Source organism: Polaromonas sp. P4_F4, from assembly GCF_056401355.1.
In genome coordinates this window covers 58,407-70,421 of sequence record NZ_JBFUJO010000012.1, presented here as the reverse complement: position 1 = coordinate 70,421, position 12,015 = coordinate 58,407, and the positions used below count along the sequence as shown (strand labels likewise).

General features: G+C 63.4%; 11 protein-coding genes. 5 read left to right on the top strand and 6 right to left on the bottom strand.

Features of this window, described 5'->3' with window-relative positions; translation table 11 throughout:
• Positions 1 to 306: 306 nt before the first annotated feature.
• On the top strand, positions 307 to 1,065 hold the full coding sequence (locus AC1DUR_RS14155) for a TSUP family transporter (RefSeq protein WP_477721704.1): 759 nt from the start codon (positions 307 to 309) through the stop codon (positions 1,063 to 1,065).
• Between the two features lie 80 nt (positions 1,066 to 1,145).
• Here the strand turns inward: AC1DUR_RS14155 and mrdA are convergent, their stop codons facing one another.
• The 4 genes from mrdA to AC1DUR_RS14135 form a co-directional block, all read right to left on the bottom strand.
• Entirely contained in the window at positions 1,146 to 3,224 is a 2,079-nt protein-coding gene (gene mrdA, locus AC1DUR_RS14150; RefSeq protein ID WP_477721703.1) for a penicillin-binding protein 2, read from the bottom strand.
• A gap of 216 nt (positions 3,225 to 3,440) precedes the next feature.
• Entirely contained in the window at positions 3,441 to 3,959 is a 519-nt protein-coding gene (mreD, locus tag AC1DUR_RS14145) for a rod shape-determining protein MreD (RefSeq protein WP_477720191.1), read from the bottom strand.
• Positions 3,956 to 4,879: a rod shape-determining protein MreC gene (mreC, locus tag AC1DUR_RS14140; RefSeq protein ID WP_477721702.1), complete on the bottom strand. Its 924-nt coding sequence runs from the start codon at positions 4,877 to 4,879 to the stop codon at positions 3,956 to 3,958. Before mreC ends, mreD begins: the two co-directional genes overlap by 4 nt.
• Positions 4,880 to 4,963: 84 nt before the next feature.
• Positions 4,964 to 6,007: a rod shape-determining protein gene (locus tag AC1DUR_RS14135; protein WP_007872262.1), complete on the bottom strand. Its 1,044-nt coding sequence runs from the start codon at positions 6,005 to 6,007 to the stop codon at positions 4,964 to 4,966.
• A 276-nt stretch (positions 6,008 to 6,283) separates the two neighbouring features.
• Here AC1DUR_RS14135 and gatC point away from each other — a divergent pair, with 276 nt between their 5' ends.
• From gatC to gatB, 3 genes are read left to right on the top strand one after another with little or no spacing between them, the layout of a single operon-like run.
• On the top strand, positions 6,284 to 6,583 hold the full coding sequence (gene gatC / locus AC1DUR_RS14130) for an Asp-tRNA(Asn)/Glu-tRNA(Gln) amidotransferase subunit GatC (protein WP_477721701.1): 300 nt from the start codon (positions 6,284 to 6,286) through the stop codon (positions 6,581 to 6,583).
• A complete protein-coding gene (gatA, locus tag AC1DUR_RS14125) occupies positions 6,580 to 8,115 on the top strand; it encodes an Asp-tRNA(Asn)/Glu-tRNA(Gln) amidotransferase subunit GatA (protein WP_477721700.1) in 1,536 nt (511 codons plus the stop codon). Before gatC ends, gatA begins: the two co-directional genes overlap by 4 nt.
• Positions 8,112 to 9,611, top strand: coding sequence for an Asp-tRNA(Asn)/Glu-tRNA(Gln) amidotransferase subunit GatB (gene gatB, locus AC1DUR_RS14120; RefSeq protein WP_477720195.1), 1,500 nt, complete (start codon positions 8,112 to 8,114; stop codon positions 9,609 to 9,611). The genes gatA and gatB overlap by 4 nt, the downstream gene beginning before the upstream one ends.
• A gap of 59 nt (positions 9,612 to 9,670) precedes the next feature.
• Here the strand turns inward: gatB and AC1DUR_RS14115 are convergent, their stop codons facing one another.
• Together AC1DUR_RS14115 and pyrE are read right to left on the bottom strand one after the other, a co-directional pair.
• Entirely contained in the window at positions 9,671 to 10,363 is a 693-nt protein-coding gene (locus AC1DUR_RS14115) for a DUF4124 domain-containing protein (RefSeq protein ID WP_477720196.1), read from the bottom strand.
• Positions 10,364 to 10,372: 9 nt separating this feature from the next.
• Positions 10,373 to 11,119 carry an orotate phosphoribosyltransferase gene (gene pyrE / locus AC1DUR_RS14110; protein ID WP_477721699.1) on the bottom strand — a complete coding sequence of 249 codons (747 nt, stop codon included), beginning with the start codon at positions 11,117 to 11,119 and terminating at the stop codon, positions 10,373 to 10,375.
• An 11-nt stretch (positions 11,120 to 11,130) separates the two neighbouring features.
• On the opposite strand from pyrE, the gene AC1DUR_RS14105 reads away from it, so the two are divergent.
• On the top strand, positions 11,131 to 11,997 hold the full coding sequence (locus AC1DUR_RS14105; protein ID WP_477721698.1) for an exodeoxyribonuclease III: 867 nt from the start codon (positions 11,131 to 11,133) through the stop codon (positions 11,995 to 11,997).
• Positions 11,998 to 12,015 lie beyond the last annotated feature (18 nt).

Sequence of the window (12,015 nt, the reverse complement as noted above, 5' to 3'; positions counted from 1 at the left end):
CCGAAAAGGTTCGGGAAACTCCTAATGCACTGTCTCAGTGCGCAGGCTATATTAAGGGTCTTGCTGACGAGCCCTGCTGCTCGCAATGCGAGGAGCCGAGGAGACACGAAGAGCAATTACAAAGCAAACAAACATTCCACAAGGTGTTTTTTTGACAAAGCGCTGGCAACCCCAGCGCTTTTTTTATGCCCGTTCGCCTGCCACTCGCTTTACCCAAAAGCCCCTGTGACTCATGATCCACCGTAGCCTCCAGCTATTAATTAAATAGCAACGAACCATTTCGGTGCGATGAGACAATCGGCAGTCATGGAATTGCTGATTGTTACCTGCGCATCCCTGCTGGCCGGTTTTGTGGACGCCATCGTTGGAGGCGGCGGCCTGATTCTGGTGCCCGCCCTGTTCGCCATCTTTCCCAACGCCCAGCCGGCCACGCTGTTTGGCGTCAACAAGGGGGCCTCCGTCTGGGGTACGGCGGTGGCTACCGTCCAGTTTGCGCGCCGGGTCGATATGCGCTGGGCGGCCCTGCTGCCGGCTGCAGCGGCCGGTTTTGCTGCCTCTTTGGCCGGCGCCTGGCTGGTGACCCTCATTTCTGCGGGCTTTTTGCGCAAGGCCCTGCCACTCGTGCTGGTGGGGGTGCTGATCTACACGCTGGCCCGCAAGGATCTGGGGCGCCACCATACGCCGCGCTTTACCGGCCGCGCCGAAACGGCGGCGGCCTGCTGCATCGGGCTGGTGCTGGGCTTTTACGATGGTTTTTTTGGCCCCGGCACCGGCAGCTTCCTGGTATTTTTATTTGTGCGCTGGCTGGGCTACGACTTCCTGAATGCGGCGGCCTCCGCCAAGTTGCTCAATATCGCCACCAATCTGGCCGCGCTGGCACTGTTTGCCTGGAAAGGCCATGTCTGGTGGCATTTCGCCCTGACCATGGCCGTGGCCAACGTGGTGGGCAGTTTGCTGGGCACCCGGCTGGCACTCCGGCACGGCGCCGGCTTTGTGCGCAGCATGTTTATTGTGGTGGTCAGCGCGCTGATTCTGAAGACAGCGTTTGATGCCTTTTTGAAATAGTCCCCACGTAAGCACCCACATACTCGCGAACGCAACAGGGCCAAACAGGGCCGAACAGGGCCGGTCAGCCCCGCCGGATACTAGCGCGGCGGGATGCCCGGGGTCGACGCAGGCCCCGCCGCGGGCTTGCCAGCCACCGGCACCACGCCCTCGGGCCGGGCAGAACCAGCCACCACCGGCGCCTCCGCGCCGGGTGCATCCGGCATCGCCGGCACACCGGCTACCGGCAAGGCCGCGATGTCGGCCGCGCGGCGCGGCTTGCCAATGGGTGCTGCGGCCAGCCCTTTTTGCACGGCAGCCATGTCCTCCTCGCTCGGGTACTGGCCCAGCAGCAGGTAGTCAAAGGCCCGGCGTGCAATGGGCGCGGCCGCACCGGCACCCCAGCCGGCGTTTTCCACGATCACCGCCAGTGCGATTTGGGGAGCTTCGGCGGGGGCCACGGCGATATACAGCGCATGGTCGCGCTGGTGCTCTTCCATCTTGGCGCTGTTGTACTTGCCTTTCGGGGCCCCCACGGCCTGGGCCGTGCCGGTTTTGCCGCCGCTCTGGTAGCCGGCGCCGGCAAATACCCTGGCCGAAGTCCCGCCCTGCACCACGCCGGCCAGCCCCTTGCGGATCACCGCCACGTTCTCGGGCTTGTAACCCAGGTCTTCAGGCGGCGCAACCGGCAGCGGGTGCATCACGCGCGTCACCGGGTCCTGCGTGCCGATGACCAGGCGCGGCTTGTATTTGATGCCGTTATTGGCCAGCACCGCCGTGGCCTGCGCCAGTTGCAGCATGGTGAAACTGTTGTAGCCCTGTCCAATGCCCAGCGAAATGGTTTCGCCGGCAAACCATTTCTGCTGTTCCGGCCTTTTGAAGTAGCTGCGCTTCCAGGCCTGGCTGGGCAGCACGCCACGCACTTCGCCATTGATGTCGATGCCGGTGATCTGGCCAAAGCCCAGCGGCTTCATGAAGTCGTGCATCGCATCCACGCCGATTTCGTTGGCCAGCGAGTAGAAGTAAACGTTGCTTGACTCCACAATCGCCCGGTGCATGTCCATGATGCCGCCCTTCTCATTCTCGGGGCTGCCAAACCGGCGGCCGCCGAACATGTAGAAACCGGGGTCGTTGATCAGGGTTCCGGGGGCCCGCGCGCCGAGCTGCAGAGCGGCCAAGGCCATGAACGGTTTATACGTGGAGCCCGGCGGGTAGGTGCCACGCAATGCCCGGTTGAGCAGCGGCTTGTCAATCGATTCGTTGAGGGCCTCCCAGCTCTCGGCGTCGATACCGTCGACAAAAAGGTTGGGGTCGAAGGTCGGCTTGCTCACAAACGCCAGCACGTCACCGGTTTTCGGGTCCAGCGCCACCAGCGCGCCGCGCCGGTCCCCGAACATGTCTTCCACCAGTTTCTGCAGCTTGATGTCGATGGACAGCATGACCGTGTCGCCGGGGATGGCCGGATTGCTGGCCAGCCGGCGCACGGCCCGCCCACCTGCGGAGGTCTCCACCTGCTCGACCCCCGTGATGCCGTGCAGCTGCTTTTCAAAACTCTGTTCCACACCAAGCTTGCCGATGTAGTCGGTGCCGCGGTAGTTGCCCTGGTCATCGCCTTCGTCGATGCGCTCTTTTTCGCTCTGGTTGATGCGGCCGATGTAGCCCACCACATGGCTGCCGAGCTCGCCGTACGGGTAGCTGCGGAACAGCCGCGCCTTGATGTCGACGCCCGGAAAGCGAAAACGCTGGGCGGCAAACCGGGCCACTTCCACATCGGTCAGGCGGGTGCGAATGGGCAGCGACTCAAAATTTTTGGCCTCTTCGCGCAGGCGCTTGAAGCGCCGCTTGTCGCGCAGCTGGATGTCCACCACCTTTTCCAGCGCCGCAATGGTTTCCTCCAGGTTCTCCACCTTGGAAGGCGTGATCTCCAGCGTATAGGCCGAGTAGTTGCTGGCCAGCACGACGCCGTTGCGGTCCAGGATCAGCCCACGGTTGGGCACGATGGGCACGATGGCCGTGCGGTTGCTTTCGGCCTGCTCGCTCAGGTCGGTGTGGCGGAACACCTGCAGGTAAACCAGCCGCGCCGCCAGCAGCGCAAAGGCGCAAAGCACGGCCAGGCTCGCAATCAGCACGCGCGCGCGAAAGCGGAACAGGTCGGCTTCGACGTTGCGCAGTTCAGTCATGGCAACGCAACTCTACGACCGCGGCAGAGTGCCCGCAAGCCGAACGATTCCCCCTATGGCGCACGCGGAATGCTCGCCCCCGGCCCGCCCAAAAGGCAATGCGAAGCAAGCCGACCCAAAGCCAGTCCGAGCCGCGGAACCGGCTTTGCCGGGCCGCAGGCGGGGCGGCCCCCTCGGGGGGCAGGGAGCTACACGAAGTGAGCGACCGTGGGGGCATCACAACGGCCGGTTCTCGTCCGGGTTCGGGGCGCGGCGTTGCGGCACCAGCAGCAAGATGCTGACGACGGGCCAGAGCAGGGCTTCGGCGAGCGGTGCCAGCAGCATGATCCAGCCCGGGAAAATGCCGCCGCCGATCATGCGGATGATCAGTTCCACGCCGTGGGCCACCGCAAACAGCGGCAACACCTGCACGGCCTGCGACGGCACGGAGAACCACAGCAGGCGGCGGTGAATCATGGCCGCAAAAAAGCTCAGCGCGGTGTAGGACAGCGCATGCTGCCCCAGCAGGGAAGACTGGTGCACGTCCATGGCCAGGCCAAACATGAATGCCAGGCCGATGCCCACGCGCAGCGGCTGGTGCACGTTCCAGAAGACCAGCACCAGCGCCATGAAGTCGGGCATCCAGGGCACGCGCCCCAGCGGCAGCATGTCCAGCAGCAAGGCCGCGATCAGGCTGAACCAGATGAATACCGGGTTGGCGGGCAGCAGCAGCTGCTGGCCGGAGCGCATGATCATTTGGCGGCTCCCTTCTTTTTGCCGGCGACTTGCGCTGCATCGGCCTCGGGCCGCGGCACTATCTGGCCCGAGACGGGCTTGACCACCATGACATGCCGCGCACCGGCCACCAGCGCCTGCGGCGCGCAGTAAATCTTGGCGAAAGCCGATTCGGCACGCCGCTCGATCCGGGTGATGGTCGCCACCGGCAGGCCCGGCGGGTAGACGCCGTCGACCCCGCTGGTGGTCAGCATGTCGCCCTGTTGCACATCCGAGTTGCTGCCCATGAAGCGCAGTTCCAGGCCGCTCCCCCCCAGGACAGGGTCGCCATAGGCCACGCTGCGCGCGCCCGTCCGCACATTGAGCACGGGAATGGCCAGGTCGCGGTCCACCACGAGGGTGACTTCGCTCACCAGCGGGTGCACGCGGGTGACCTGGCCCAGCACACCGGACTCATCGACCACGGGCGAGCCGAGGTCCACGCCCTGCGCCATGCCCTTGTCGATGATGACCTTGCGGGTGTAAGGATCCGCCGCGTCGTACAGCACCTCGGCGGCCACGACCTGGGTGGCGAGCTGCTCACGCAGGCCCAGCAGTTTGCGCAATCGGCTGTTCTCCTGCGTCAGCTGCTCCACCTGGCCGGCGCGCAGCGATTGCAGGGCCAGTTTTTTGCGGGCGTCCTCGCTGCTGGACTGGGCCTGGTTCAGGCCGATGAAATAGTCGCTGCCGCTCTTGACCGCACGCACCGGCTGCAGCGCCAGCCACTGCACCGGGTAGAGTGCGGTGGCGAGCGCCGCGCGCACCGGCTGGGTGATGCGAAAGCGCGTGTCCGCCACCATCAGGAACAGCGACAACGCGCTGAAGAACATCAGCTTGGACAGCGCCGACGGCCCCTGCTTGAAAAAGGGCGGCGGGGATCTGTCTAGGGTTCCTAAGGGCATGGTGCGCTGTCAGGCTGGCCCTGCTTCATGCGATGTGCGTATGGGCGAAGGCGGGCTGGTGAAGGACGGCGGTCGGGTCGGGCCTTATTCCGAGGTGAAGATGGAACCCAGGCGATCCATGCGCTCCAGCGCAATGCCGCAACCACGCACCACGCAGGTCAGCGGATCTTCCGCCACCAGCACGGGCAGACCGGTTTCTTCGGCCAGCAGGCGGTCCAGGTCGCGCAGCAGGGCGCCACCGCCGGTCAGCATCATGCCGCGCTCGGCGATGTCCGCGCCCAGTTCGGGCGGTGTCTGTTCCAGCGCGTTTTTGACAGCGCTGACGATGTTGTTGAGCGGATCGGTCAGGGCTTCCAGGATTTCGTTGCTCGAAATGGTGAAGCTGCGCGGCACGCCTTCGGACAGGTTGCGGCCCTTGACTTCCATCTCCTTGACCTCGGAGCCAGGAAAGGCCGAGCCGATGCTTTTCTTGATGGCCTCGGCGGTGGGCTCGCCAATCAGCATGCCGTAGTTGCGGCGGATGTAGTTGATGATGGCCTCGTCGAAACGGTCGCCGCCGACGCGCACGCTGCCCTTGTAGACCATGCCGCCCAGCGAGATCACGCCGACTTCGGTGGTGCCGCCGCCGATGTCGACCACCATGGAGCCGCTGGCCTCGGAAACCGGCAGGCCCGCGCCAATCGCGGCGGCCATGGGTTCCTCAATCAGGTAGACGTCGCTGGCGCCGGCGCCCAGGGCGCTTTCACGAATGGCGCGGCGCTCGACCTGGGTCGAACCGCAAGGCACGCAGATGATGATGCGCGGGCTGGGCTTGAGCAGGCTGCGCGGGTGCACCATCTTGATGAACTGCTTGAGCATCTGCTCGGTCACCGTGAAGTCGGCAATCACGCCGTCCTTCATCGGGCGGATGGCCTCGATGTTGCCGGGCACCTTGCCCAGCATGGCCTTGGCCTCGTGGCCGACAGCCTGGATGGTTTTTTTGCCCTGGGGGCCGCCTTCATGGCGAATCGCCACCACGGAAGGCTCATCAAGCACAATGCCGCGGTCACGTACAAAAATCAGGGTGTTGGCGGTACCGAGGTCAATCGCCAGGTCGGTAGAAAAATACCGACGGAATGCTTCAAACATATGCAGGAATCCGGTTGGTGCATGAGCAAACTGGGTTGCCCGATCGCTTTTTTATGATGAACCAAGTATGAGAAAGTGGGGCCAAAGCTGTCCGAAAGCTTGTCTCCAGCACTCAAAAAGCGCCTACGGAGTGCATCCAGCCATGATTTCACACCAAAGGCGGGATAATAACGCATCCCCTGTGAATCAATGGCGCCGCTGCGGCGTTTTTTCAGCTTTACACCTCGTTTCCACCTGCGTCTTTTTGTTCCTTTCCCTGCACCTACCCCCCACCTCATGGCACTGACATCCCAAGACATCGCACGCGTCGCCAATCTGGCGCGCCTGGAGTTGCGTCCCGAAGAAACCGAACACACCCTGAGCCAGCTCAACGGCTTTTTCGCGCTGGTGGAGCAAATGGCCGCCGTCAATACCGACGGCGTGGCGCCACTGGCCCACCCTGCGGCCGTGATTGGCGAGGTGGCGCTGCGCCTGCGCGATGACATCGCCAACGAACCCAACCAGCGCGAGGCCAGCCAAGCCAGCGCCCCCGCCGTGGAACGCGGCCTGTTTCTCGTGCCCAAGGTGATCGAATGAGTTCCACCGACCGCAACCCCGATTTGCACGACCTCGGCGTCGCCGAACTCGCCGCCAAACTGGCCGCCCGCGAGGTCTCCAGCGTCGAGGTGGCACAACATTTCCTTGCCCGCATCCAGCAGCATGAGAGCCTGGGTACCTTCCTCGCCACCAACCCGGACGTGTCGCTGGCGCAGGCCCGGGCCGCCGACGCACGGCTGGCCGCCGGTGAGCGCACGCCCTTGCTGGGCGTTCCGCTGGCGCACAAGGACGTGTTCGTCACCCGTGATTTCCCGACAACGGCCGGCTCAAAGATGCTGGCCGGCTACCGCAGCCCGTTTGATGCCACCGTGGTCAGCCGGCTCGGCGTCGCCTCCGGCGGCGCGGGCATGGTCACGCTGGGCAAGCTCAACTGCGACGAGTTCGCCATGGGCTCGGGCAACGACAACAGCGCCTATCAACCGGTGCATAACCCCTGGGACACGGCGCGCGTGCCCGGCGGCTCCTCGGGCGGCTCAGCCGCCGCCGTGGCGGCGCGGCTGGTACCGGCGGCCACCGGCACCGACACCGGTGGCTCCATCCGCCAGCCCGCCTCGCTCACCGGCATCACCGGCATCAAGCCCACCTATGGCCGCTGCTCACGCTATGGCATGGTGGCTTTTGCCTCCAGCCTGGACCAGGCCGGCCCGATGGCGCGCAGCGCACTCGATTGCGCCCTGCTGCTCTCGGCCATGGCCGGCCCCGACCCCGACCGCGATTCGACCTCGCTGGACCTCCCCGTCACCAACTACGCTACCGAATTAATAGCTACAGGCAACCGGGAGACAGTGCCTGAGCCATTAAAGGGCCTGAGAATCGGCCTGCCCGTCCAGTTTTTCGGCGCGGGCTGCTCCGCCGATGTGCTGAAGGCAGTTCGTGCTGCGCTGGCGGAATTTGAAAAACTGGGGGCCACGCTGGTCGACGTCAGCCTGCCGCTCACCGAGTTGTCCATTCCGGTGTACTACGTGATCGCGCCGGCGGAAGCCAGCAGCAACCTGAGCCGCTATGACGGCGTGCGGTACGGGCACCGGGCGGCCAGCTACAGCGACCTCACCGACATGTACAAAAAGTCGCGCTCCGAAGGCTTTGGCGACGAGGTGACGCGCCGCATCATGATCGGCACCTATGTGCTGTCGCACGGCTACTACGATGCCTATTACCTGAAGGCGCAAAAAATCCGCCGCCTGATTGCGCAGGATTTCCAGAAAGCCTTCACGCAATGCGACGTGATCGCCGGCCCGGTGTCGCCCACCGTGGCCTGGAAGATCGGTGAAAAATCCGACGACCCGGTGGCCAATTACCTGGCCGACATCTACACGCTGTCGTCCAGCCTGGCCGGCCTGCCCGGCATGAGCATTCCGGCGGGTCTGGGCGCACACGGCATGCCGGTGGGCCTGCAGCTGATCGGCAATTATTTCCAGGAAACCCAGCTGCTGGGCGCCGCCCACCATTTCCAGCTGGCCACCGACTGGCATCAAATGAAACCGGAAGACAAGGCAGGATTGTCGGCATGAGCAACATCGCAAGCACCCCCGCATCCTCGCTGGTGCAGGGCTACGAAGTCGTGATCGGCTTTGAAACCCACACCCAGCTGACCACGCAGTCGAAAATCTTCAGCCGCGCCTCCACCGCGTTTGGCGCTGAGCCCAATACGCAGGCCTCGGCCGTGGACTTCGCGCTGCCCGGCGCGCTGCCGGTGATGAACAAGGGCGCAGTGCAGCGCGCCATCGAGTTCGGTCTGGCCGTCAATGCGCACATTGCCGAGCAGAGCGTGTTCGCACGCAAAAACTACTTCTACCCCGACCTGCCCAAGGGCTACCAAATCAGCCAGTTCGAGATTCCCGTGGTGCAGGGAGGTGTCGTCGAGTTCTTCCTGGACGGTGAAAAGAAATCGGTGCGACTGGTGCGCGCCCATCTGGAAGAAGACGCCGGCAAGTCACTGCACGAAGACTTCATCGGCATGAGCGGCATTGATCTGAACCGCGCCGGCACGCCGCTGCTGGAGATCGTGACCGAACCCGACATGCGCTCGTCGGCCGAAGCCGTGGCGTATGCCAAAGAGCTGCACAAGATTGTGACCTGGATCGGCATTTGCGACGGCAACATGCAGGAAGGCAGCTTCCGCTGCGATGCCAATGTGTCGGTGCGCAAGCCCGGCGCCGAGCTGGGCACGCGCCGCGAGATCAAGAACCTGAACAGCTTCAAGTTCATGCAGCAGGCGATTGACTACGAAGTGCGCTGGCAGATCGGGCAGCTGGAAGACGGCCACGCGATCCAGCAAGCCACCGTGCTGTTTGACCCGGACACCGGCGAGACACGGGCCATGCGCACCAAGGAAGATGCGGCCGACTACCGCTACTTCCCCGACCCGGATTTGCCGCCGCTGGTGATTGGCCGGGACTGGGTGGAGCGCACGCGCGCCGAGATGAGCGAATTGCCGCGCGTGATGGCTGCACGCTTCGTCAAGGATTACGGCCTGCCTGAATACGACGCCACAGCTCTGACGCAAAGCAAGGCAACGGCGGCCTATTTCGAGATCGCCACCAAAGCGTGCGACCAACCCAAGTTGGTGAGCAACTGGATCATGGGTGAAGTTTCGCGCCGGTTAAATGCCGAAGGTATTGATATTGCCTCAGCGCCTGTCACTGCTTTGCAATTGGCGGTTCTGATCAAACATATTGAAAGCGGAACGCTCCTCGCTAGCAGTGCTAAGCACTTGTTTGATTTGTTTTGGACCGGCAAGCGCACGCTAATAGCCGGCTCCTTTGAAGAGATGGATAGACAAACGAGGGGCTTCATCGAATTAGAAGGCCTCAAGCCAATGAGCGACACCGGCGAGCTGGAAAAAATCATTGACGACGTGCTGGCGGCCAACGCCAAAAACGTCGAAGAGGTCAAAGCCGGCAATGCCAAGGCCTTCAATGCCCTGGTCGGCCAGGCCATGAAGGCCACCAAGGGCAAGGCCAACCCGGCACAGGTCAACGAGCTGCTGCGGAAAAAACTGGCGTGACGCCGGCGGGGCCGCCATGCGGCCTGCGCATCGTCAGCCTGCCATTGAACGTCAGAAAGTCAGTTTTTGGCGGCGGCCTTGGGGTGGCCCGCAGTGCCGGCGGCGCCTGAAGCCGCGTTGGCAGGTGCCACGCCTGCCAATGCCCAGAGCTGTTTGAGCTTGACCAGTTCTTCGTCAAAACGCAGGTTGACGCGTTTTTTCTCCTGCTCCTGGTCAGCAATGAATCTCTTTTGCACGGCGGCGCTGCTGTCGTTTTCTTCAAGCCGGCGCTTCAGTGAACCAGGTGCCCTGGACGGGTCTTTCGCGTAAAACTCGAATTCGTCGTTGATGGCCTTGCGCTGCTCGGCAAGTTCCACCGTTCTTTTGCTGGCGGCCTTGATGACTTCGTCGATCTGGGCCAGCGCCATCGTGCGCTCCTGGTCGTGCACCGGGCGGGCCGGGTAACGCAGCAGCAATGCCCGGTCCCGGCGCTTTTCTTCGACTTCGCGCGCACGCGCCTCTGCCGCCAGCTTCTCTTTTTCTTCCTGCGCTGCCCGCTCCTGTGCCGTGAGCGACGGCCCGACCTCGCGCCTAAGCCGGCCGGAACGCGTCAACTCCTGCTGCGTGCGGTCCATGCACTCGGCAATCGGACGGTCCGCCGTGATCTTGCGGCCTTTTGCATCGACACAGGTGTAGATGCTCTGGGCCGCGGCCTCACCGCACAGGCAGGTGGCCAGCACCAGCCCCGCCGTCAACGCTGTTTGCAAAAGCAATTCGACTCCTCATTCCACGCCATAGCGCTCCCGATAAGCCAGCACAGCCTGATAGTGGGCTTTTAAGGACAACGCGCCAGAGGCCCCTGGCGTCGACACGTCGCCTTGCATGGAGAGATACTGCAGCAAGTCGGTCAGGCGCGCAATCGCGCAAACCTGCAAACCCAGCTGATTCGTTACATATTGCACTGCGCTGTGGTTGACATCCACACCATTCTCGGTGGCTTTCTCCTGCCGGTCCAGCGCGAGGACCATCGCATGGGGCGTGGCGCCGGCGGCCTGGATGATGGCAATCGATTCGCGCGCCGCCGTGCCGGCCGACATCACGTCATCAATGATCAGCACGCGCCCCTTGACGGGGGCCCCGACCAGCGTGCCACCTTCGCCGTGGTCCTTGGCCTCCTTGCGGTTGTAGGCAAACGGCACATTGCGGCCCTGCCGCGCCAGCTCGACGGCAACGGCGGCGGCCAGCGGAATGCCCTTGTACGCGGGGCCGAAAATCATGTCAAACTCCAGCCCGCTGCGCTCAGCCTCGGCCAGCAGGTGGCGCGCATAAAATTGCGCCAGGCGGCCCAGCTTGGCGCCGTCGTCAAACAGGCCCGCGTTGAAAAAATAGGGGCTCAGGCGCCCGGCCTTGGTTTTGAATTCGCCGAACCGCAGCACCCCCGATTCCAGCGCAAACTGCACGAATTCCTGTGCCAGTGTGGTGTCTGCGGAAGTTGCCTGCGCCTTGTCTGTTTGCCCTGCCGTACTCATTGGAGATGTCCTTGTTCAAATTAACCAGCCTCAACCTCAACGGTATCCGTTCCGCCACCAGCAAAGGCCTGGAGGACTGGATTGCACAGTCCCTACCGGATTGTATTTGCGTGCAGGAGCTGAAGGCGCAAGCTGCGGATGTGAGCGGTCGCTTCGAAACATTGGCCGACTTGAAGGGCCATTTTCACTTTGCCGAGAAAAAAGGTTACTCGGGCGTGGCGGTGTACACAAGGCATGAGCCCAGCGATGTGATCGTGGGCTACGGCTCGTCCGAGTTTGACGCCGAAGGCCGCTATGTGGAGCTGCGCTTCGACCAGCCGGGCCGCAAGCATGCGCCCAAACTGTCCATCATCAGTTGCTATTTCCCCAGCGGCTCATCGGGCGAGGAACGGCAGGCCGCCAAGTTCCGCTTTCTGGCCGAGTTTTACCCCTACCTGGCAGAGCTGAAAAAAACGCGCGACTTTGTGCTGTGCGGTGACGTCAACATCGCCCACCAGGAAATCGATCTGAAAAACTTCAAGGGCAACCGCAAGAACAGCGGCTTTCTGCCCGAGGAACGTGCCTGGATGACCGAGCTGCTGCGTGATGCCGAATTGGTCAACGAAGCGGCGGAAGAACTGATCGAGCGCACCGGGCCATCGCTTCGAGGCGGCGGCATGGTCGATGTCTACCGCAAGCTGCAGCCCACCACCACCGACGCGGCCTACACCTGGTGGAGCAACCGCGGCCAGGCCTATGCCAAGAACGTGGGCTGGCGGCTCGACTACCACTTGGCGACTCCGAGCCTTGCCGCGTTCGCCAGACGAGAGCACATCTATTTGGACCAGCGCTTTTCCGACCACGCGCCGCTGACCATCGACTACGACTTTGAGCTCTGACGTTACGCTAAGCGCGTG